Genomic DNA, 22,371 nt, shown 5'->3' with positions numbered 1-22,371 from the left:
GAGGCGGTGAAAAATTGGGTTTAAGGGATAGGTTTTCAAATTATTTATTTAAAAAAGCTGAAAAGCGTGGTTATCTGGATGACGTTTTAGGTAAAAGCATTCGTTACGGCGGTGTATATGTTACAGATTCAAACATCTTACAGTCTAGTGATGTATACGAATTACTACAAGACATCAGTAATCAAATGGTATTGGCTGATATTGTTGTGGAAGATGAATTTGGAAATGAAATTAAAGATGACATGGCACTTCAAATCTTAAGGAATCCGAACAACTATCTTACACAATCGGAATTCATTAAATTAATGACAAATACCTATTTGCTCGAGGGGGAATGCTTCCCGATATTAAATGGTGCTCAAATCCATTTAGCTTCCCATGTTTTTACAGAGTTAGATGATCATTTAGTAGAACATTTCAACATCGGTGGGGAAGAAATCCCTCCGTTTATGATTCGGCATGTGAAAAATATTGGTGCAGATCATCTAAGAGGGAAAGGGATTCTTGATTTAGGAAGAGATACACTTGAGGGTGTTATGTCAGCTGAGAAAACGTTAACGGACAAGTATAAAAAGGGTGGACTATTAGCATTCTTATTAAATCTGGAAGCCCATATTAATCCGCAAAATGGCGCGCAGTCCAAGTTAATCAAGGCCATTTTAGATCAATTAGAGTCTATTGACGAATCACGGTCTGTAAAAATGATTCCTCTTGGAAAAGGGTACTCGATAGACACGCTGAAAAGCCCGCTAGACGACGAAAAGACCTTGGCATATCTAAATGTATACAAAAAGGATTTGGGCAAGTTTTTAGGCATAAATGTGGATACCTATACAGAGCTAATCAAAGAAGATATTGAGAAAGCAATGATGTATATCCACAATAAAGCAGTTAGACCCATCATGAAAAATTTCGAAGACCATTTGAGTCTTCTTTTTTATGGCCAAAATTCAGGGAAACGTATCAAATTTAAGATGAATATCCTTGATTTTGTTACGTATAGCAACAAGACAAATATCGGTTATAACCTGGTGCGTACCGCTATTACCTCACCTGATAATGTCGCTGATATGCTTGGATTTCCTAAACAAAATACAAAAGAATCACAAGCTATTTATATTTCAAATGATGTAACTGAAATCGGCAAGAAAGAAGCAGCGGATGGTTCATTGGGAGGTGAAGAGAATGAAAATTGAGGTCCGAGGGAATCAAGTCATACTTGATGGTTATGTGAATGTTGTAGATAGAGAAAGTCGAATGTTGCCTTCGCCCAGGGGATATTTCAAAGAAAGAATTGTTCCAAAAGCATTTGAGAAAGCATTGAGTAAAGCAAAGAATGTGGACTTGCTTTTTAATCACAACAAAAATAGAAAGCTTGGTTCTATTGAAAACGGAAATCTGGAATTGTATGAAGACAATATTGGTTTAAGAGCGATTGCTACGGTTACGGATGAGCAAGTGATTGAAAAGGCAAGGAATAAAGAATTGCGTGGTTGGTCATTTGGTTTTGTTTCTGAAAAAGATTCATGGGAAGAAGGCGAATCTGGTGTTCAAAAACGATCTATTGAAGAACTAGAGCTTTTAGAAGTATCTATCTTAGATATGACACCTGCCTATGTTGCGACTTCCATTGAAACCAGGGGTGAAAATACAGCCATGATTGAAATGAGAAGGGAAGAAGCAGCTGTAAAAACAGTTGTGGAAGAAGATCCAGAAGAAAGAAACAACATTATTAAACAAATAAAAAAAGTCCTGGAGGAAAAGTAACATGAACTTAAAAGAAATCTTAAATGCATCTCAAGCACGAAATAAAGCTCGATTAGCAGAATTACAAGGTAAAGTAGAAAAAAATGAAGTTCGTTCAGAAGAACTAGCAGGAGTTAAGGCTGAAGTAGAAGCATTAACAGAAGAAGCGAAAACTCTTGCTGATGAATTAGCGAAATTAGAAGCAGACGAAAAAGAAGAAGATCCTGACAAAAAGAAAGATGACAATCCAGATAAAAAAGAAGATCCAGCAGCAAAAGAAAATCCGAATGAAAAAACGGAACTGTCAGAAGAGCAACGTTCTGCTATTTCAGTATCTATCGCCGCAGCTCTTTCTACAAAAGGTCATACATCTACTCAAAACAAAGAAATGGAAACTCGTTCTGCCTTTGCAAACTATATCGTCGGTAACATTGATGAAACGGAAGCTCGTGCGTTAGGTTTAGTCACGGGGAATGGTTCTGTTACGATTCCAGATTTCTTGAGTAAAGAAATTATCACGTATGCTCAAGAAGAAAACTTCTTACGTCGATTAGGAACAGGAGTAAAAACAAAAGAAAATATTAAGTATCCTGTTTTAGTGAAAAAGGCAGAAGCACAAGGTCATAAAAATGAGCGAAGTAATAATGAAATGCCAGAAACGGATATCGAGTTCGATGAAATCGAATTATCACCAAGGGAATTTGATGCACTGGCTACAGTGACGAAAAAATTATTAGCACGTACAGGTTTACCGATTGAACAAATTGTTATGGATGAGCTGAAAAAAGCTTATGTTCGTAAAGAAACGCAATATATGGTGAATGGCGATGAAGCTAATAATATAAATGATGGTGCATTGGCAAAGAAAGCCGTTGCATTTAAAACGGATGAAAAAAATCTCTATGATGCATTAGTAAAAATGAAAAATACACCGGTTAAAGAAATTCGTAAAAAAGCACGATGGGTATTAAATACAGCGGCACTAACAAAAATTGAAACAATGAAAACGGATGATGGTTTCCCATTACTTCGTCCATTTAATCAAGCAGAGGGCGGCATTGGTTATACATTATTAGGCTTCCCTGTGGAGGAAGAAGATGCAATTGATATCCCTGATTCACCAGATACACCAGTATTCTATTTCGGTGATTTCTCTAAGTTCTATATTCAAGATGTTATTGGATCACTAGAAGTACAAAAGTTAGTTGAGTTATTCTCACGTACAAACCGTGTAGGCTTCCGTATCTGGAACTTACTAGATGCTCAATTAATTCATTCTCCATTTGAAGTGCCAGTTTATAAATATATCTTGCAGGATGGGACGCCGACGAAACCCTGATAAACCGCTTCCAATTGGAGAAGCGGTGATTGGGAAGAGTTTGATACTTTCATAGGGGGATGACAAGGTGGGAAAAACAAAAGAAGAATTAAAAATGTTATTTGTGACGGGGTATAAGCCGACGCAACAAGATTTTACAGATTTAATTGAGGTAGCAGGAGTCCAAGGGCCTAAAGGAGATAAAGGTGAAACGGGAAGCCAAGGTCTGAAAGGAGATGCTGGTGTAAAAGGTGACACAGGAGCCAAAGGTGAAGTTGGTGTGAAAGGCGCTGATGGGAAAAATGGAACAAACGGTACCAATGGTGTGGGTGTGAAATCTATTTCTGTAACGGTTGATACTGCTGGGAAAATTACAGGTGGAACATGGATTGGAACAGATGATAAATCAAATCCCATTACGATAAATAGTTAATATGGGTATTTCATATGAATGATCTAATTGATAAATTAAAAGCACATATGCACTGGGAAGAGGGCATAGATGATTCTTTGCTCTCTTTTTATATCAATCAAGCACAGACGTATGTGAAACATGCGACAGGAAAACAGACTGAATATCTAGTTATTATGGTCGCCGGTATTTTTTATGAATATCGCGTTGCCGAAAAAGAATTAGAACAAGCACTGGATGCGCTGACACCATTCTTTGTCCAGGAGGTGTATGATGCCGAAGAGGAAGACGAATAAGCTTAAATGGATGGGTGAGCTACTGAAATTAGGAGAAACCATTGATTCAGAAACAGACCGTGTTGTGATGGGATATCCATTCGAACGGAAAATTCGATATAACAACATTGGAGTTACGGCCACTGATAAATTCACAACAAAAGATACGAATGAAATTGTAAAGAAAATTGAAGTCCGTATGGATCGTGACATTGAAAATAACCAAAAGGACTATCGTGTAAAAGTTGGTGGCCGTATCTATGATATTGAACGTATTTATGTACGGGAAGAAGACCGAATGATGGAGGTGTCATTGTCCCATGCAAATTAGTTTTGAACAGTTACGAGGCATCATGAAAGAATCAGGCATGCCAGTGTACCGTGATGAAGCTCCTACAACAGCAAACTATCCGTACATTGTGTATGAATTTGTGAATGAGCAACAGAAAAGAGCTTCTAATAAGGTGATAAAGGATATGCCACTTTATCAAATTGCAGTTATTACAAATGGAACTGAAAAAGATTACGCTCCGTTAAAGGCTGTTTTTAACGAAGCAGGCGTGTCTTATTCTCAATTTGATGGAATGGGTTATGGCGAGAACGACGACACTATCACGCAGTTTATCACGTATGTGAGGTGTATCCAGTAATGGCTTCCAATAACAATGGTTTTGCTGAAGCTTTAGAAGATATCCATACGCTATTACGTGTGAATAAAAAGGTCGAACTAGATGTATTAGACGAAGCAGCGAAGTATTTTGCGAGTAAATTAAAACCAAAAATTAAAGCATCCAGTAAAAACAAGCGGACACATTTAAGAGATAGTTTAAAGGTTGTTGTGAAAGATGATCGTGTATCTGTGGAGTTTAAAGAGGAGGCTTGGTATTGGTACTTAGTTGAACATGGCCATAAAAAAGCAAATGGTAGGGGACGTGTGAAAGGAAAACACTTTGTTCAGAATACCTTTGATGCAGAAGGTGACAAAATTGCTGATATGATGGCACAAAAAATAATTGATAGAATGTGAGGGTGATGGACATGCCAATTGAAAATAAAGAGATTCAATATACAGTAGGAATCGAAGATTTATATCTATGTATGATGAAAGGGACGGAAACGTCTCAGACGATGCCAACGTACGAGGATACCATTTATCAGCAAACCAACATTACAGATTTAACAATTTCGACGACATCTACTAATTTTACAAAGTGGGCATCTAACAAAAAAATTATTAACATTGTCAAAAATACTGCCTTTGGACTCGCGTTTAATCTTGCTGGTTTAAACCGTGAAGTAAAGGATAAACTCTTCGCTAAAGTGCGTAAAAAAGGTGTCTCTTTTGAAACCGCAAAGCCGAAAGCATATCCGAAATTTGCAGTAGGTGTTGTATTTCCTCTGAATGATGGAACCAAGCTTGTTCGGTGGTATCCAAAATGTACAGTCGCACCAGTAGAAGAATCTTGGAAAACACAAAATGAAGAAATGACAGTGGATGATATTGCCTATACGATTACAGCTGATCCGCTATTGTACAATGATGTTACGCAGGCGGAACTAGATACGGGTCATGTGGATGCAAAAGGAATCAAAGTGGAGGATTTCTTGAAACAAGTGATTTGTGATGAATCGCAACTTGCAACACTTGGACCAAAAACAACGTAAGAACAGGATGTGAGAAAATGGTACGATTAAGTGATTTAGTAAATGTAAATATAACTAGAAATAGCATTAAGATACAGGGTGTCTCAATCCCTGTTATTTTTACTTTTGAATCTTTTCCTTATGTGGAAGAAGCATTTGGAACACCTTATCATGAATTTGAAAAAGAAATGAATGATATGTTAAGAAAAGGACAATTTAGCCTAGGAGAAAATGAAGCGAAATTGATGCGTGCATTAATTTATGCGATGGTACGTAGTGGTGGTACGGAATGTACAGTAGATGAATTAAAAGGTGCTATTCCTATGAATGAATTACCTGATATTTTCATCGTTGTATACGAAATTTTCAGTGGACAAACTTTCCAAACTTCTGATATGGAGAAGCTGAAGCAAGAAAAAAAGTAAAAAACATACTGACGAAAAATGAGGAATCTCAGTCGGAACTCGACTGGGATTTTTATTTTTATGTCGGTAATACATTGCTTGGTTTAAGTATGGATGACTTCTGGAAAATCACACCTGCACATTTTTTAAAGCAATTCATCATGCATCTCAGATACAACAATCCGGATGCATTACATGAGCAGAAACCAAAACAAATCTACACGCTAGATCAAACACCATTCCTATAAGAAATGAGATGAGAAAGTGCCTGGGAATAGTAAAGAAAGAAACGTCGTCCTTCATTTTAAAATGGATGGCCAGGTTCAGTATGCCAATACATTGAAACAAATCAATATGGTTATGAATAATGCAGCGAAAGAATATAAAAATCATATTGCAGCAATGGGCCAAGATGCGACGATGACCGATAAACTTCTTGCTGAAAAGAAGAAGCTTGAAATTCAAATGGAAGCAGCCAAGAAACGTACAGCTATGTTGCGTTCCGAATATCAAGCGATGTCCAAGGACACAAGTACAACCGCTGAACAGCTCAATAAAATGTACGGTAAATTGCTAGACGCAGAACGTGCTGAAACTTCTCTTGATAACGCCATGAAAAGAGTGAATGAAGGCCTTTCTGAGCAAGCAATTGAAGCTAGGGAAGCACGTGGGACTTTACTTGATTTGCAAGAGAATTCTAAGAAGCTTGAAGCAGAACAAAAGAAATTAACAAGCTCTTTCAAACTTCAAAATGCTGAACTAGGAGCAAACGCTAGTGAAGCGGATAAGTTGGAATTAGCACAGAAACAACTACGCCAGCAAATGGAAATGACGGATAGGGTCGTCCACAATTTAGAACAACAATTAAGTGCAGCAAAGCGTGTGTATGGTGAGAATTCTACCGAAGTGCAGCAACTTGAAACGAAATTAAATCAAGCGAAAACCACAATGAAGCAATTTGAAAACTCCTTACAGAGTGTAGGAAGAAGTGGCTCTCAAGCAGCGGATGGTATGGCAGAGATCAATAAAAAATTAGATATGAACAATTTGATGGAAGCCGCTGAAGTTCTACAAGGAATATCTGAACAGTTAATGGAAATGGGAAAGTCGATTGTAAATACAGCAATAGAGTTTGATGGATCACAGAGGAAAATACAAGCTTCATTAGGATTAACTGGGAAAGGTGCTGAAAACCTCCAAAAGATTGCGGTTGATACTTGGAAAAAAGGTTTTGGTGCAAATCTGGAAGAGGTAGACAATGCGCTTATAAAAGTCTATCAAAATATGCGTGACGTTCCACATGAGGAATTGCAAGGGGCATCAGAAAATGTATTAACATTAGCTAAAGTTTATGATGTAGATTTAAATGAAGCGACTCGAGGTGCAGGGCAGTTAATGAGTCAGTTTGGTTTATCGACACAGGAAACCTTTGACTTACTGGCTGCCGGTGCTCAAGAAGGTCTTAATTATTCAGACGAGTTATTTGATAACCTCTCTGAATACGCGCCGTTATTCAAACAAGGTGGTTTTAGTGCGAATGAAATGTTTACCATTCTTGCGAATGGGACTAAGGATGGCGCTTATAACCTTGATTATATCAATGACACAGTTGCCGAATTTGGAAAGAAAGTACAAGATGGATCAAAAGGTACGGCAGATGCGTTTGCCGGTCTCTCAAAAGAGACACAAGGCGTTTGGAAAGCATTTAACGGTGGGAAAGCAACAGCCGCCGATGTGTTTAAAGCAGTAATAGGTGATTTGGGAAACATGGATGACAAGGTAAAACAGAACCAAATTGGAGTTGGTTTGTTTGCCACCCGTTGGGAAGATATGGGCGCTGCAGCTGTATTAGGGCTTACTGATGTACATGGTGGTCTTGGTGATGTAACTGGACGTATGGATGAAATGAAGAAACTGCAAGAAGAATCTTTGGGACAGCAATTTCAAAAAGCATTAAGAGAAACACAAGCGGCGTTAGAGCCACTTGGAAAGAAACTAGCTGAGTTAACTAAAGCTGTCTTACCACCATTGGTCAATGGAATTAAATCTGTAGTTGATTGGTTCACTAAATTACCGGGACCAGTTCAAAATTTTGTTTATGTTTTTGCTGGATTGATAGCTATAGTAGGTGTTTTGGCACCCATCATTGCTGCGGTTGTGGTATCAGTTGGGGTATTAGGTACAACAATAGGGGTTGTTATTGCAGTTATTGCTGGTCTTGCAGCGGTAATAGCAGGTGTTATTTGGGCTATACAGAATTGGGGACAGATAACCGATTGGCTCTCCGAAAAATGGTCCCAATTTAAAGATTGGTTTGGTGAATTGTGGTCTGGTTTCGTTCAGGTATGTAGTGATGGATGGTCTTCTACCGTTACGTATTTTTCAGAAGCTTGGTCTTCCTTTGTTGAAATGATGCATAGCTTTTTTGACCCAATCGGTCAGTTTTTTAGTGATTTATGGACTGGAATTGTCGAAACAGCGTCTTCTTGGTGGTCGTCACTTGTCGAAACAGCATCTGAATTGTGGGGAACATTGGTACAAGCTTGGCAGGATACGTGGAATACGATACTTACCGTCTTAGATCCGATTATTTCGGCGATATCTGTCGTTTTAGAAGCAGGTTGGTTATTAATACAGGCAGGCACACAAATTGCCTGGGCTGCAATAAGTCAATATATCATTGATCCAATAACTAAAGCCTATAACTGGTGTAAAGAACAACTTGGTGAGCTGGTTTCTTGGTTAGGTCAACAGTGGGAAACAGCCAAATCTTATACACTTGCAGCATGGAATTTGGTAAAACAGTATGTGATGCAACCGGTTCAAGAATTGTGGAATGGGACAAAGCAAAAACTGGGGGATTTAGCTAACTGGATATTATCAAACTGGGAAACGATAAAATCCTATACGCTTACGGCTTGGAATGTAGTGAAGAAATATGTAATTGACCCAGTAACGGAAGCTTATCATGCAGCGAAGCAAAAGTTTAGTGATTTATATCATAGTGCGAGAGAAAAGTTTGATTCTGTGAAGAATGCCGCACAAGAAAAGTTTGATGCAGCAAAGAGATTTATCGTTGATCCGATAAAAGATGCGGTAGAAAAAGTAAAGGGGTTCATTGATAAAATCAAAGGGTTTTTCAGTGATTTGAAATTAAAGATTCCGAAACCGGAAATGCCTAAAATGCCACACTTTAGTCTGCAGACTAGTACGAAAAATATTTTAGGAAAAGACATCACTTTCCCGTCAGGTCTTCATATAGATTGGCGTGCGAAAGGTGGTATCTTTACTAGACCGACAATTTTCGGAATGAACGGTGGACGTTTCCAAGGAGCAGGTGAAGCAGGACCAGAGGGCGTATTACCGTTGAACAAAAAAACATTAGGTGCGATTGGGGAAGGGATTGCAGCAACGATGTCTACGGAACCAACTATCGTCAATATTTATAATCCTTCCGTAAGAGAAGATCGTGATATTGATCGCATCGTAGAAAAAGTGGACGGTGCACTTGCTGAACGGGAACGTATGGCCAAAATGGGAGTAGGGAGGACGACTTAATTGTTGGATATAGGAATCGATAATGAATTGGCAAGTAGTTACGGATTAGGTTTAGTAGGTCGTCCAGTGATTCCAACCGCAAAACAAAAGGTAGAACATATAGAAGTACCAGGACGACATGGTTCACTTACAAAGAAAGGGGCATATGAAAATGTCTCTTTTAAGGTGAAATTTAATATGTTGGAAAGGGAAAATATTAAACCTTTCATAAGACGTGCAAAACCTTGGTTATTACAAGGGAAAACACTCTTTTTCACAGATGACGATGTGTATCGGAAGATTAAGCATGTTGAAATGGGAGACATCATAACTGAGATTGAGGAACATGGTGAATTTGAAGTAGATTTCACTTTAGATCCTTTTGAATATACAGAGGATGTAAATCTAAAGCTCACCCAACCTGGTGTCATTTATAATCCAGGTACAATGGAATCTGATCCTAAGTTTTGGATTGTGGGAAACGGTACTTTCCGTATAACAATCAATGACGTCTCTTTTCAAATAAAAGATGTGAAAGGTTCTGTTGTCATAGACTCAGAAGTACTGGAAGCATATACCGATACCATATCAATGAATCATAAAATGGTTGGGCAGTTCCCTATATTGGGCGTGGGAGAAAATACAATAGAGTGGTCAGGAGCCATTCAATTTATGGAAATCAGGCCAAGGTGGAGATATAAATGATTACGTTATATAAACCAAATGAGACTGATTTTACACACAATGGTATAGGGGCTTTAGATAAAAATATGTATAACGCAACTGTTGAGGAAGAACTCAATGGTTTATTTTTATTTTCATTTCGTTATCCATTGTTTGCACCACATGGTCTGGAAATAGAGGGAATGAGCATCATTAAAGTTCCAACTCCTGATGGTGAACAACTGTTTCGAGTGGCAGCGCCTAAGGTCAGTATGGGTGAGATTACAGCGCAATGTTATCACATCTTTTATGATTTAACGGAAAATCTTATTGAAGATATTTTTGCTGAAACAACAAATGGCAATGGAGCTATGAATCGTATGTCAGCAGGATGCCAATACAAGCATCCTTTTACTTTTTATTCTGATGTCCCTACGATTGCAAGTGCACGTATTGTCCGTAAAAATCCTGTAGAAGCATTATTGGATTCTAGTCAAGACAATTCATTTGTGAATCGTTGGGGCGGTGAATTAAAACGCGATAATTTTGACGTGAAGATGCTACAAAATCGTGGTATGGATCGTGGGGTAGTGATTCGTCATAAAAAAGATTTGTTAGGGTATGAGGGTAATATGGATTGGAAAAGTCCCATAACTAGAATCATGCCACAAGGTTTTGATGGGTTATTTCTTCCTGAAAAGTACGTGGATAGCCCACTTATAAATAAGTATCCTCATCCTAAAATTAAAGTGGTTGAATGTAAACATATTAAAGCAGCTATTGGTGAAAATGCTGACGATGAAGATGCAGTTCCGTTAGAAGAAGCATATCGGTTATTACGCCAGGCAGCGAAGGATATGTTTGCTATTCAAAAGGTTGATCAGCCTAAAGCAACTTATACCGTTACGTTTCAGGAGTTATCACAAATGGAAGAGTATAAGGATTATAAGCATTTACAGAGTGTTTATATGGCAGATACGGTTACGGTTGAGCATCAAGAAGATGGGATTGATATAAAGGCGAAGGTAATTGCTTATAAATATGATCCAATAAAAAAAGAGTATCTGGATATAACCATTGGTAACTTCAAAGAATCGTTTACAGACGTTTCCGGTAGGGTTGACCTGGTACAAGAAGAATTGTCAAATATGCCAAGTTCTATTTTAGATGCAGCAAAAGCGAATGCAACAAGCCTTATTCATTCAGGGTTCGGAGGACATGTTCGCATTTATCCAGATCGTATTTTCATTATGGATACGAAGGATGAAAAGACTGCTAAAAAGGTTTGGCAATGGAACTTGAATGGGCTCGGGTATTCTTCTACAGGAGTGAATGGACCGTATGGAACCGCTATTACAAGTGACGGCAGAATTGTTGCTGATTTTATTACAGCGGGTACGTTGAATGGAAATCTTGTGCAAGGTGGAGAAATCACAGGTGCAACATTACGAACTTCAGATAGTGTGAACTATGTAAATATTTCAAAGCAATTCATACGCTTGTATGAGTCATCTAGAACAAGGGTGTTTGTAGGGTATTACAAAAATAGTAGAAATGAAATACAACCTACTCTTATTTTAGGTGGAGATTCAGATTCCACAGGGGCAAATGGGGCTATTATGATGTACCAATTCTCAGATACGAGCGTTAAGTCGGGTGGAATTGGAATGACAAAGGGGCTCGATGGCAATGGATACTTGAATGCAGCTTCTTTATACTTTTCGCAAACAGGGAATGCAATGCTTGACGCTGATAAAATGATTGTCTTAGATGCTCAAAGTGAAATGAGGTTTAAAGTCAAAGATCAGTTCCGATTTTATCGGAATGACAATTGGATTGCGAGTATCGGAGTTGCATCTGGAGGGGATACGGATATTATGCTCCCAAATGCGATCATACGAAATTCGAGTTGGGACAATGGGTATATCCAAGTGAAAACCGCTCTTGGATCCTATTATCAAGGAGTAATTGCTTCGGACTTCAAAGTTTCTTCAAAAGAAACCTATAAAACCAATATTAGACCCATTACACGTAGTGTATTGGAAACTGTAATGGCTTGGGATATTAAACAATATAATCTGAAAACGGACATTCCAAAACTCTATGAAATGCGTATGCATCGCAAAGAAGGAGAACCGACAATTACGACAGAGGCCATTCCTACACATTATGGTTTAGTTATTCCAAAAGAATCAGAGGAAAATGGTGTAGGCTTATACGGAATGCTTTCACAATTAACAAGTGCATTTCAAGAGCATGTAACTAAAACTACGGCTAAATTCGAAGAAGGAGAACCGATAAAGCCTAAAGGGAATATAAAACACAGGAACAAAGTAAAGCGCCAAAGAAGACCGCCTAGACGCGTGAAAAGGAATAGTTAGAGAGAGAGAGGTGTAGTCATGCGAAATGAGGAAATGATGATAGATGTAGCAGATCCTGTTTGTACCAAAACCATTCGTTCCAGACAAAATGATAAAAATGGGTTGAAGATGACGGTGTATGTAAGAGAAAAGGGACAACCGATTGATTTAACGGGTTATGCGGTGAAATATGAAGCGACCAATCATATAGGACTATTCATTCGTGAGGATGCGCAAATCGTGGATGCGAAGAATGGCGTATTCGCCTATACACTATCTATTCAAGCTGTTTCTACATCGAATGATTGGACGGCTTATTTTGTGATGGAAAAAGGCACAGAGCGGATGAGCACACCAGACATTCGGATCCAATTGCGAAGAGATGTAAAAGAAGGAAATATCAAAATAGAAAACTATATTTCTGAGTTTGATAAGCTCAAGAAACAGATAGATGCTTTGCAACAAGCGGTTGATAAAATAGATGTTGTAAAGCGATCAGGTGGGATAATGACAGGTTATCTAACAATGAGACCAACGTCCGGTTCCAATATCGGAGTTGGATTCAATAGTGAGGATAAGTTATTAGATATCGGTCTTGTAGGAGCCTCGGATGGTCAATTCTATTTAAAAGACTGGAAAAACAATAAAGTGTTGCTTGATAAATCACCTACTGGAGTATTCAATGTTTTTGCTGATAATCTTCTAAAAAAAGCTGGCGACATCATAAATGGATTACTTGAATTTAAGAGCGATAACGCAATTGTATTAGGTAGTCGTTCTTATAAGACAGTCATTCACAAAGGGGCGCAGGGAGAGCTGATTTTTGCTCCTTCTACAAAGGAACAGGGGGATACTTGGGATTGGTCCAAACGAGTAGAATTTCGGACAGATGGAACAATTAAACAAGCAACTGATACAGATTGGATTCAGATATCAATCAACACAGTAAATGCGTCCAATGTTGAAGGAAGACAAGTTACTAGAGCAAAACGAAATGGTGACCAAGTTTCTGTTATAGGCTCTTTAAAGAATGTAAAAGAAGGACAAGTTGTATTCAATGTTCCAGTTGCAATGCGACCAGCCCAACAAATAACAGATGTTGTGATTATCGCCGGCCCACCGTATTCTATCTGTGAATTCAACATAGAAACTGGCGGGAATGTAAGAATATACAACATCACTACTGATAAAATTATTCATTTTTCAATTAACTATTTAGTGTAAAGAAGGAGCCGAGAATCACTTTTTTGACAAAATAGGGATTTTGTATAAAAGTAAACCTATGTATTCACTCAGAAAAGGGTTGTCTCATAGTATATAGAGATTGTTTTATTAAGATTTCAAAAGGGATGTGAATGCATGGAAGACGTATATGTAAAAATCGACAGCCTAAAAGCAGAGCAAAAAGAAATCATGCGAGATATTCGTAATTTAGAAACTCGTACAACGATAAACGAAAAGGATATTTCCACAATCAATAAGCAATTAGAAAAAATTAGCATGAATACCACATGGATTTTACGAATTGTTATTAGTTCTGTAATCATGGCAGTTTTAGGATTGGTGCTAAAAGGCGGATTTTAAGATAATTGTATGTATGCAAGGGGGGACAAAAGTCTCTCTTTTTTTTGGAAAGGAGTTGAAACATATGAGCATGGAAATTGGTGCACTGATTGCCGTCTTGTCACTCGCCATCAGTTATTTTGGCTATGCACTGAATAAATCAAAATCGATTAAATCAGATGGACAACAGAGTGCAGAAGTAAAAGCAGAACTGGGATATATCCGGAAAGGAGTGGATGACATTCGCATTGACTTGAAAGCAAGTGAAAGGCAAATGGTCGCACTAGGAGAACGAGTCACGAGGGTGGAGGAAAGCACCAAACAAGCGCATAAACGCTTGGATACTATCGAAAAGGAGAATGATTAAACATGAATGTATCAAAAGAAAATATCAAAAAACGATTCCGCAACTGGAAAACATGGGTTGCGGTTTTTTCCTTGCTTGGTTTTGTATGTACGAAGTTTGGTTTACCAGAGGCGAAGATTTTTTTAGATGAATTGGCACCTTACTTGTTAACTGTAGGAATTGCCTTAGGAATTTGGTCAGATCATGAAGGAAATGAGAAAGGGGATGTGGAGTAATGGCTACATATAGTTTACATGGTGGTCACAATCGTATTGTACAAGGTGCTAATTGGGGGGATAGAAAAGAGCATGTAATGGATCGTCTGGTTAAAGACGCGGTTGCAGCTAAGTTACGTGCGCTAGGTCATACAGTGTACGATGATACGGATGAAACAGGTTCTACTCAAGCGCAAAACTTAAATAACATCGTTCGTAACTGTAATTCTCATAGTGTGGACCTTGTAATTTCATTTCACTTAAACGCTTATAACGGATCTGCTAATGGCGTCGAGGTCTTGTACTACGATCAACAAGCGCTAGCTGATAAGGTTTCAGCTCAATTATCGAAAGATATCGGTTGGTCTAATCGGGGTGCGAAAGAGCGTAAAGACCTTGCTGTACTTCGAGGGACAAAAGCCCCAGCTATCTTAATTGAATTAGGATTTATCGATAACGATGCGGATATGGAGAAATGGAATGTGGATAAGATTGCGAATTCAATCGTATACGCTTTGACTGGACAAACTGTTACGGGCGGTTCTAATCATAATGGTGCGGGTACATCTACACAACCATCTAATAATGGTGTAGGGGTAGTTACGATTACAGCAGATGTATTACGGGTTCGCAGAGGACCAGGAACGAATTATGGGATTGTAAAGAATGTGTACCGAGGGGAATGCTATCAATCTTGGGGTGTTCAAAATGGTTGGTATAACGTTGGCGGTGACCAATGGGTGTCTGGGGAGTATGTGAGGTTTGAGGGGTAAAGAAGATTAGGGAAGCCTAACGAACCTTGACGAGGAAAAATGGAATGGCACATGTAAAATTCTCGAATGATGGCGAGACGTAGGGAATCACATAAGAAAGAGCACCTTCGGAGTGAGGTGAAGGTGCTCTTCGGGTGAAGAAAATCGTTGATGTTTTCCTCATGTAGTAGAAGTGTATGTAATTAGGATGAAAAATATGCAACCAATGAAAAAGAGAGCAATCTCAGGTTGGGAGAGAATGCTCAATCGCTTATTGAAACGTTTTACGGAGTCGGCAATATATGTATATGGTCAATGAATCTGAAATAGAACAAAAAAGCCCCTTCCCGGTAAAGGCGCTTTATATAGTAACTTTCCAGTCGCATAAACAGTATATGTAATAGTTGCGAAGGATAGAACTCAATATTGACTGTTAGATGAAAATAAAGTATATTCAGATTACTCCATTTCATATATGTAATTTTTTTACTGGGAAGAATCCGCCTCAAAAGAGACGGATTTTTTTGTTTTATGAGTGATTATGGTTGCTTATTAATTTTTTCGTATAAATCATCTACTTTACAGTCTAATATTTCGGCCAGTTGAAAGGCTTTGTCAACTGTGGGGAATGAACGGCCTTGTATATAATTACTCACTTGACTAGGGGTAACCTTTAATTGTTGCGCAATCCACCTTCCTTTTAAACCTCTTTTTTGTACTAATTCTCCTATATTACTTTTTAATTCGATCATTAGCATCACCTACAAATATATTCACTAAAAAATAGGAATTACCTGTTAAATATAATTTAAATAAAAATTAAACTAAATTCACATTGACAAGCAATAATCCTTCTTCCATATCATATACCTATATTACTTCCATTTGGAAGCCCACGAAGAATTCTACTTGGAATTCCAAATGGCATCAAAGATAGCAAGAGGGGAGGGGGGATATATGCGTACTCAGTATGGTTACCTCAATGTAACTCCATATTTATATTCATCAAATGAATTGCGTCGCATGTATAATCACGCTAGATCGAGAGCGGAAACAGAATCTATTCTCAACCACATGAAAAATCACGAAGTATTTGATAACAAAGAGTACAAAGGATATTTCAGTTTATCGCAAATGGTTGCAGAGGATTTGTATGGAGAGGAAGAAGATATCCTTGACTGGCAAGATTTAATGGAGCGATATGAAATTGTGGCTACGAAATCAGGCGTGAATTTTCGAGAAAAGGATGAGGAGGAATAATCATGACTCTTGCAGGGGAAGCGGTTATTATTTGGACGGCAACAGGCTTGTCTGTAGTTACCATGAAGGCAGCGGAAAAAATGGGGATAAATGTTCCACATTGGCTTCCAGGTATGACCTTGTATACCACGCTTACAGGGTCGTTCTTATATCTTCTACGTTCTGTTCTAGGTATGTTTCTATGATGGAAGGCGATGTGGCAGAGCGGGACGATAGGCGTCATAAAGGAAAAGGTTTGTTCGGCTCTCTTCCAACAAAGTGCAATGATATCCTTATAGGATATCTGAAGGGGAAATGTTTATGCTGGAATTATTAATGATCCCGACGACAGCGTTAACTTTGGCTTTTGTAAGTGATCGGTTTAAAAAGAAAATAGATGATAAAAAGAAAATACAAGTGTTTTTTGAGGTATCAGGAATTGCGATAAAAAAAGATAATCAACTTCATTACCCAAAGTTTCAAAAACAAATGTACGACGATCGAAGTACAACATATGTCTATGAATTACCTGTTGGTATGCCAAGTAAAATCATTCGAAAAGTTGAAGATGTGGTGAGTGAAGGGTTGAATAAGCCTGTTCGAATTCATTATGACAACTACAGACTAAGCATTCGAGTATTTCATAAAGACATACCTGAGAAATGGAAATGGTCAAAAACATTAGTTGAAAAAGGAAAATGGCTTGTGCCTATAGGGCAAAGTTTAGAAGAATTAATGTATCACGATTTTGATAAAACACCCCATATGACGTTAGGTGGATTAACTCGTATGGGGAAGACTGTATTCTTGAAAAACGTGATGACATCTCTTATTACGGCACAAGCTGATCATACGCACTTATATATCATTGATTTAAAAGGCGGATTAGAGTTTGGGCCTTATCAGAACATAAAACAAGTAGAGTCTATTGCAGAAAAGCCCGTGGAAGCCTTTCAAGTCTTGCATACAATTCTAAAAAAGATGGAAGAAAAAATGTTGTTTATGAAAGAACACCATTATACGAATGTAGTAGAAACCAATATAAGAGACCGTTATTTTATTATTGTGGATGAAGGGGCAGAACTTTGTCCGGATAAAAACATGAGTAAAGAGCAACAAAAATTACTAGGCGCTTGTCAGCAAATGCTTTCTCACATAGCACGAATTGGCGGAGCTCTCGGTTTTAGGCTGATATTTTGTACCCAATACCCGACTGGTGATACTTTACCGCGTCAAGTGAAGCAAAATAGCGATGCGAAATTAGGATTTCGCTTACCGACTCAAACGGCTTCTCAAGTGGTAATTGATGAAGCAGGTTTAGAATCTATACAAAGTATACCTGGACGTGCGCTTTTTAAAACAGATAGATTAACAGAAATTCAAGTCCCATATATCTCAAATGAACAAATGTGGGAGGTATTAAAACAATACGAGGTGGAAAGGGATGCATATACAGACACACATCAAGATGAACCGTCAGATGACGATTTTGACCTCGATTAGAAAACTGAAATTCGCAACCAGAAGACACTTAATGGCAATTCATGATATGGGAGGAACTCGAAACGCAAATCGAATTCTAAAGGATTTAAGCCCATATGTAAACAGTACCGTTTATAAAAAAGAGCATGTATATTATTTAAATAAACAAGGGCGTGCACTATTCGATGATACAGAAAAAGTTGTCCCAACTATTCGTTTAGCACATAGTCTCATGAGAAACGAAGTTTGGCTGAATCTGTTTTGTCCTGATGATTGGCAGATAGAAGCACCTATACGCTATAAAGAAGGTGGCAAAAAGAAAACGATTATTCCTGATGTGAAATTCCGAGATGCCGATGGCATATTAAACGCAGTTGAAATAGATCGTACACAGATGATGAATAGCAACAGTGAAAAAATAAATAGATATGGCGAATTTACCACGTATTACAAAAATAAATACAATGGCAAAGTGCCAATTATTCATTTCTTTACACTTACTGCATACAGGCAAAAGACACTCGAACAATTCGCTGTGAAGCAAGGTGTATATGTAAAAGTTCATGTTATACCTGAATTATAAAGCAAAATCAGGATATCTGCTCTTTAATACAGCCCCATTTCATCAGCTTCTTCTTTTGATATCTTGTAATACACACCTGGCACAAGAGAGCTGTCTATTGTATTTGTGGATGGTTCTCTTGAGCTAGTGTCTTCTAGCCAGTTGTAAAAAATGAACGGTGATTGTTGGTTATGTACATCAGAAGAACCTGTATGCGCTTTTTTAGGTGCATTAGATAGTTTGGTATTATCCGAATACACACGAGAAAATAGAGCTTGTACACTGTCCGTAAGAGTACCGTTGTTTTTTAGGAATCTATCAATTTTTCCTAGTACATTGAACGCAAGACGAAATAGGCTTTGATCACAATTGCTACCCACACGTAGCCCAATAATCGATGCGTTAGCTTTTAAAGCAGGATGATATGTTCCAGCTTTGATTGTGTGGTACATCCTTTCTTGGTATTCATTTACAAAATACGTATGGACTCTTTCGAATTCTTTTTGTCGATCGTTTTGTGCTTCTTGTAACTCGTTTTCGATGGATTCTATTAGAGATACTCTATTATTATTTTTTTCTTGTTTTAAAGAATTAAAAGAGTTAATAGAGTTATTATAGTTAGAAGTCGTTTTTTCGTCCTCTAACATTACAGCCTCAACGGTTTCAGGATTTTTCTGTTCGGCAACCTGTTCGGCATTCAGTTCAGCAATTTGGTCGGCATCTATGTAAAATACTTCTTTCAAGATTGTTGTGAAATTAGGGTGTGTCTTTAATACAAATACATATTTATTCTTACCGTCAGCTAATCCAGCGACTAGGATGTCACCTAGTTGTTTTAATGCACGAACAGCGTCAGTCACAGTTCTCACAGAACAGTCCGCTTTATTTGTTAATGTTTCAGCTGAAATTTTGCATATGCCATTTCCTGATAGCATATAAATAATATGGTCCGCCACATCTTTTCGTTTAGATCGTGAAGGAAATAAACTTTCAAAACTTTGATTCGTATCGTCGATACGTTTTCTCATAGCATCTATGATTTCATTTTTTTTGTGAGTACTTAAGTGGTTTTGTTGCATATGCTTTTGAACATCTGCATTATAGGCAGTTAGTTTTTTCATAGGTCTCTTCTCCTCCGATAATAAAAAAGCAACAGAATGCCACAAAATGTAAGCAAACTGTTGCGGAGGAACCCATACGTACGGTAAAATGAACATGTACGCATGAGTGCAGCAAGTGTTTGCCTAGTTACGTTAGGCGGACGGTTAATAAGGTGTCTCACCACCTTATTAACACGCTGTGCTCTTTATTTTTTTATTGGTTTAATCTTGAGTTTTTCGGTAACGGATTTGGTCACAAATAACTAGAAAAGTGTTGCCATTTATAATTTTAGGTGAAGCGAAAAACTGTGTAATGTAGCGGTTTGTAGCGCCTTTAGGCAGTTTAAGTTTTATAGATAGTAGATGAGTTAGGTGTCCACATGTCATTGACATTTGAAGTTGGTGAGTGGAATGCTGAGTCGTTTGTAATTAAAAAGTATGTTGTCGATGCGGATGAGGAAATGCTTGCTCTTTGTCAGAAGCTAATGACAGTATTCAGTTATAAAGCTTTCGGCGTTCTTCCAGGAAAAATTGAAGTTATTAATTTAATAGAAGGAACTAAGTATGAGTACATTCCGAAACAAGAAGATATTATAACTGGAATGGCTGATTTATCTAGAATGAAAGAAATGTTACAGCAACCTGAGCATTATACTGAGCGTCATTTTCGTTCTGAGTGTATAAGTTGTGCGTTTCGTAGTGAATGCCAAAGGGAAGAAGTAAAGAAAGAAGCGAAACAGAAGAAAAATATAGTTCATTAAAGGATGCAACTTTGCATCCTTTTTTGTTATTGACATGAAAAGCTTTTCATCATTTACGGTATATTTGTAGCAGATTTTAATAAAGTGAAACTTTAATCAGTGGGGTTTTGTTCATCACCCACTGATTATTAGCCTTAACCAATCGGGCTTTAACGGGCAGCCCGACCCCCACCTAACTTCTTTGCTTCCGCTGAATTTTGAGGTGGGGGTCTTACTGCCCGCAAATAGCGGGATAAAGGGAGGAATAATCAATGAAAGATGAAACGAAAGTATTTCAATGGTTAAAAGAACAAAATGCTCCTTTTGAAATTCAACTGCAAATCTTACAGGCATTTCAATTGTATAAAGTTATTGTTGAAATGGATAAAAAGTTAATGATGTATGAGGAAAGAGTATACAGGGAGAGAATGTAATCTCATCCCTGTAATATCGTTTTTAGCTGTTCTGTACTTGTAATGAATTCGAGTTCATTCTCTGACTCAAAGTTATAAATAATATTATGTAGTAAAGGACTGTATTGATAAAAGGTAGTAATGCGGTGAATGAGTAATGGATCATGATGAGAAATAAGTGTACTGTACTGTTCATATACAGATGTAGTAAACTCATGTCCGAAATCATAATATAGTCCTGCAAAATCAAAAGCAGGATCGCCAATTTGCGCATCACCAAAATCGATAACACCTGAAATGCTTTTGTTCTGCTTGTTAAATAAAATGTGATGATGTGTAAAATCAGCGTGAATGATTGTGTTTTGAAAAGTGGATGTAGCTAAACATGCAAAGAAATTTTCAAATAAGCGATTTAAGGCTAGTTTCTGTAATGAAGTAAGGTTAGTAGTGAGATATTGGTTTAATTTTGTTTGTAGCTCTTTCCAGTAGGTACATGTTTTTCTAATAGGGAAACATAGCGTTGTAACTTGGTTTAAAGGAATACTATGTAGTACCGCAAGGAAAGTAGCTAATTTTGTAATAATTGCTTTCAGCTCTGTATCCTCCAGCGTGGCAATTGTTTCTGTTTTTAATGGTTCACCATGAATGAGAGTATAGTAACTACAAAGAGGAACCTCATCAGATTCATTTTTATAAATTAGGTGATATTGTGGAACTTTGATTTCTTGTAGTGATTGAGTGAGAATTGTGCATAGTTCTTTTTCTAACGGAATTCGCATTGCATATTCCTGTTTTCGCGGGAAACGAAACAGTAGCTCATCATTTACTATAACTGCTACATTATCCCATCCTCCTTTATTTTGTTTATATGAACGTATAGAAAGATTAGGCAAAGCTTCTTTTATATAATGTTTGTAAGAGTCCATAATTGTTCCTCGTTTCTGAGTTAAGTTATTCTACTTTATGATATCAGAATTTTCTTTCTATATGTTAAAATATAGCTATCATTATGAAGAAGGGCGGGAGTATTACGAAAAAAAGATTGTTAATCATTTCTCTATGTATCGCTTTTGTATTGTTTTGGTCATATAAAGAGAAGGTTTTTGCTACCTTTAAACCGATTGATCAGTACGAGTTAAATAAGGAATTAAAGAACAAAAGTATAGAAAATTTAACTCATAATGAAATGAAAAAGGTAGGAGAGCATTTTGTGACCGAGCAACTATCAGTGTTTGAGTTTACTAATAAAGAAGATGTGAAACGAAAAGGTGAAGAACTATTTTTAAATAGAGGGTATGAACAATTAATGGGAAATTATTATCCAAATCGTTTTCAAGATTTAGAGTATAAATTTACAAACGAGGAGATACGTGAAGAGACCGATGAGAGTTTTCTTTATCAAGCTGTAGCGTACGTTGCGGGTACTGAAAATGGTAAGAGAAGCAAAATGAAATTGAATTATGAAGTGAAAATTGTAAAGGTTAATAATATATTTATGGTGCTAGAACAAAAGCAGCGCGTACAATAAAGGAAATTCATTGCTCAATAGAACATTTGGGGGTGTACTACTTAATGCGGAATAAAAAGGCCCTCAAGGAAT

26 protein-coding genes and 2 pseudogenes are annotated in these 22,371 nt (G+C 37.5%); 25 read left to right on the top strand and 3 right to left on the bottom strand.

Annotation, left to right across the window (positions count from 1 at the left end):
• Nucleotides 1-14 precede the first annotated feature (14 nt).
• The 18 genes and pseudogenes from MHI28_RS10115 to MHI28_RS10030 form a co-directional block, all read left to right on the top strand.
• Nucleotides 15-1,196, top strand: a complete 1,182-nt coding sequence (locus MHI28_RS10115) for a phage portal protein (RefSeq protein ID WP_078187992.1) — start codon at nucleotides 15-17, stop codon at nucleotides 1,194-1,196.
• Nucleotides 1,186-1,767: an HK97 family phage prohead protease gene (locus MHI28_RS10110; RefSeq protein WP_139362555.1), complete on the top strand. Its 582-nt coding sequence runs from the start codon at nucleotides 1,186-1,188 to the stop codon at nucleotides 1,765-1,767. Before MHI28_RS10115 ends, MHI28_RS10110 begins: the two co-directional genes overlap by 11 nt.
• Before the next feature lies 1 nt (nucleotide 1,768).
• The gene (locus MHI28_RS10105; RefSeq protein WP_197235774.1) at nucleotides 1,769-3,085 is read left to right on the top strand and encodes a phage major capsid protein; all 1,317 of its coding nucleotides are present in this window, start codon (nucleotides 1,769-1,771) and stop codon (nucleotides 3,083-3,085) included.
• A 67-nt stretch (nucleotides 3,086-3,152) separates the two neighbouring features.
• Complete coding sequence (locus MHI28_RS10100; protein WP_078187989.1) at nucleotides 3,153-3,497, top strand: collagen-like protein; 345 nt, start codon at nucleotides 3,153-3,155, stop codon at nucleotides 3,495-3,497.
• Nucleotides 3,498-3,511: 14 nt separating this feature from the next.
• Nucleotides 3,512-3,772: a head-tail connector protein gene (locus tag MHI28_RS10095; RefSeq protein ID WP_078187988.1), complete on the top strand. Its 261-nt coding sequence runs from the start codon at nucleotides 3,512-3,514 to the stop codon at nucleotides 3,770-3,772.
• Nucleotides 3,750-4,082: a phage head completion protein gene (locus MHI28_RS10090; protein WP_139362554.1), complete on the top strand. Its 333-nt coding sequence runs from the start codon at nucleotides 3,750-3,752 to the stop codon at nucleotides 4,080-4,082. Before MHI28_RS10095 ends, MHI28_RS10090 begins: the two co-directional genes overlap by 23 nt.
• Nucleotides 4,072-4,401 (top strand): hypothetical protein, encoded by a 330-nt coding sequence (locus MHI28_RS10085; RefSeq protein WP_197235775.1) that lies wholly within the window; start codon nucleotides 4,072-4,074, stop codon nucleotides 4,399-4,401. The genes MHI28_RS10090 and MHI28_RS10085 overlap by 11 nt, the downstream gene beginning before the upstream one ends.
• Nucleotides 4,401-4,778: an HK97-gp10 family putative phage morphogenesis protein gene (locus MHI28_RS10080; RefSeq protein ID WP_078186297.1), complete on the top strand. Its 378-nt coding sequence runs from the start codon at nucleotides 4,401-4,403 to the stop codon at nucleotides 4,776-4,778. The genes MHI28_RS10085 and MHI28_RS10080 overlap by 1 nt, the downstream gene beginning before the upstream one ends.
• An 11-nt stretch (nucleotides 4,779-4,789) precedes the next feature.
• Nucleotides 4,790-5,416, top strand: coding sequence for a phage tail protein (locus MHI28_RS10075; RefSeq protein ID WP_078186296.1), 627 nt, complete (start codon nucleotides 4,790-4,792; stop codon nucleotides 5,414-5,416).
• Between the two features lie 17 nt (nucleotides 5,417-5,433).
• The gene (locus MHI28_RS10070; protein WP_098856226.1) at nucleotides 5,434-5,820 is read left to right on the top strand and encodes a hypothetical protein; all 387 of its coding nucleotides are present in this window, start codon (nucleotides 5,434-5,436) and stop codon (nucleotides 5,818-5,820) included.
• A 243-nt stretch (nucleotides 5,821-6,063) separates the two neighbouring features.
• Nucleotides 6,064-9,357, top strand: a complete 3,294-nt coding sequence (locus tag MHI28_RS10065; RefSeq protein ID WP_197235776.1) for a phage tail tape measure protein — start codon at nucleotides 6,064-6,066, stop codon at nucleotides 9,355-9,357.
• Nucleotides 9,358-10,041: a phage tail domain-containing protein gene (locus MHI28_RS10060; protein ID WP_078186293.1), complete on the top strand. Its 684-nt coding sequence runs from the start codon at nucleotides 9,358-9,360 to the stop codon at nucleotides 10,039-10,041.
• Entirely contained in the window at nucleotides 10,038-12,380 is a 2,343-nt protein-coding gene (locus tag MHI28_RS10055; protein ID WP_139362409.1) for a phage tail spike protein, read from the top strand. Before MHI28_RS10060 ends, MHI28_RS10055 begins: the two co-directional genes overlap by 4 nt.
• Nucleotides 12,381-12,398: 18 nt before the next feature.
• A complete protein-coding gene (locus tag MHI28_RS10050; protein WP_197235778.1) occupies nucleotides 12,399-13,583 on the top strand; it encodes a BppU family phage baseplate upper protein in 1,185 nt (394 codons plus the stop codon).
• A 135-nt stretch (nucleotides 13,584-13,718) separates the two neighbouring features.
• Nucleotides 13,719-13,943: a hemolysin XhlA family protein gene (locus MHI28_RS10045; protein WP_078186291.1), complete on the top strand. Its 225-nt coding sequence runs from the start codon at nucleotides 13,719-13,721 to the stop codon at nucleotides 13,941-13,943.
• Between the two features lie 64 nt (nucleotides 13,944-14,007).
• Entirely contained in the window at nucleotides 14,008-14,289 is a 282-nt protein-coding gene (locus MHI28_RS10040; RefSeq protein ID WP_078186299.1) for a hypothetical protein, read from the top strand.
• A 2-nt stretch (nucleotides 14,290-14,291) separates the two neighbouring features.
• Complete coding sequence (locus MHI28_RS10035; protein ID WP_139362408.1) at nucleotides 14,292-14,504, top strand: hypothetical protein; 213 nt, start codon at nucleotides 14,292-14,294, stop codon at nucleotides 14,502-14,504.
• Nucleotides 14,504-15,028: pseudogene (locus MHI28_RS10030) on the top strand (N-acetylmuramoyl-L-alanine amidase); the annotation flags it as partial. The gene MHI28_RS10035 and the pseudogene MHI28_RS10030, both read left to right, overlap by 1 nt.
• Nucleotides 15,029-15,774: 746 nt before the next feature.
• Here the strand turns inward: MHI28_RS10030 and MHI28_RS10020 are convergent.
• On the bottom strand, nucleotides 15,775-15,987 hold the full coding sequence (locus tag MHI28_RS10020) for a helix-turn-helix domain-containing protein (protein ID WP_078186289.1): 213 nt from the start codon (nucleotides 15,985-15,987) through the stop codon (nucleotides 15,775-15,777).
• A 205-nt stretch (nucleotides 15,988-16,192) separates the two neighbouring features.
• Here MHI28_RS10020 and MHI28_RS10015 point away from each other — a divergent pair, with 205 nt between their 5' ends.
• The 4 genes from MHI28_RS10015 (at nucleotide 16,193) to MHI28_RS10000 (ending at nucleotide 18,539) form a co-directional block, all read left to right on the top strand.
• Nucleotides 16,193-16,495: a hypothetical protein gene (locus MHI28_RS10015; protein WP_078186288.1), complete on the top strand. Its 303-nt coding sequence runs from the start codon at nucleotides 16,193-16,195 to the stop codon at nucleotides 16,493-16,495.
• 2 nt (nucleotides 16,496-16,497) lie between these two features.
• The gene (locus MHI28_RS10010) at nucleotides 16,498-16,680 is read left to right on the top strand and encodes a hypothetical protein (RefSeq protein WP_078186287.1); all 183 of its coding nucleotides are present in this window, start codon (nucleotides 16,498-16,500) and stop codon (nucleotides 16,678-16,680) included.
• 115 nt (nucleotides 16,681-16,795) lie between these two features.
• Nucleotides 16,796-17,977: an FtsK/SpoIIIE domain-containing protein gene (locus tag MHI28_RS10005; protein WP_078186286.1), complete on the top strand. Its 1,182-nt coding sequence runs from the start codon at nucleotides 16,796-16,798 to the stop codon at nucleotides 17,975-17,977.
• The gene (locus MHI28_RS10000) at nucleotides 17,919-18,539 is read left to right on the top strand and encodes a replication-relaxation family protein (RefSeq protein ID WP_078186285.1); all 621 of its coding nucleotides are present in this window, start codon (nucleotides 17,919-17,921) and stop codon (nucleotides 18,537-18,539) included. The genes MHI28_RS10005 and MHI28_RS10000 overlap by 59 nt, the downstream gene beginning before the upstream one ends.
• A 23-nt stretch (nucleotides 18,540-18,562) precedes the next feature.
• Here MHI28_RS10000 and MHI28_RS09995 read toward each other — a convergent pair whose 3' ends face one another.
• Nucleotides 18,563-19,639: a cytosolic protein gene (locus MHI28_RS09995; protein ID WP_078186284.1), complete on the bottom strand. Its 1,077-nt coding sequence runs from the start codon at nucleotides 19,637-19,639 to the stop codon at nucleotides 18,563-18,565.
• A 338-nt stretch (nucleotides 19,640-19,977) separates the two neighbouring features.
• Here MHI28_RS09995 and MHI28_RS09990 point away from each other — a divergent pair.
• Together MHI28_RS09990 and MHI28_RS09985 are read left to right on the top strand one after the other, a co-directional pair.
• Nucleotides 19,978-20,379: pseudogene (locus MHI28_RS09990) on the top strand (hypothetical protein); the annotation flags it as partial.
• 251 nt (nucleotides 20,380-20,630) lie between these two features.
• Entirely contained in the window at nucleotides 20,631-20,792 is a 162-nt protein-coding gene (locus MHI28_RS09985; protein WP_000651086.1) for a hypothetical protein, read from the top strand.
• A gap of 2 nt (nucleotides 20,793-20,794) precedes the next feature.
• Here the strand turns inward: MHI28_RS09985 and MHI28_RS09980 are convergent, their stop codons facing one another.
• Nucleotides 20,795-21,697: an aminoglycoside phosphotransferase family protein gene (locus MHI28_RS09980; RefSeq protein WP_000378990.1), complete on the bottom strand. Its 903-nt coding sequence runs from the start codon at nucleotides 21,695-21,697 to the stop codon at nucleotides 20,795-20,797.
• A gap of 83 nt (nucleotides 21,698-21,780) precedes the next feature.
• On the opposite strand from MHI28_RS09980, the gene MHI28_RS09975 reads away from it, so the two are divergent.
• Nucleotides 21,781-22,299: a hypothetical protein gene (locus tag MHI28_RS09975; protein ID WP_002083113.1), complete on the top strand. Its 519-nt coding sequence runs from the start codon at nucleotides 21,781-21,783 to the stop codon at nucleotides 22,297-22,299.
• The last annotated feature ends 72 nt before the right edge of the window (nucleotides 22,300-22,371 follow it).

Origin of the sequence: Bacillus sp. FSL K6-0268 (assembly GCF_038005425.1) — a bacterium.
GTDB lineage: Bacteria > Bacillota > Bacilli > Bacillales > Bacillaceae_G > Bacillus_A > Bacillus_A thuringiensis_S.
The sequence above is the reverse complement of the archived record's forward strand: the minus strand, read 5'-3'. Positions and strand labels throughout refer to the sequence as shown.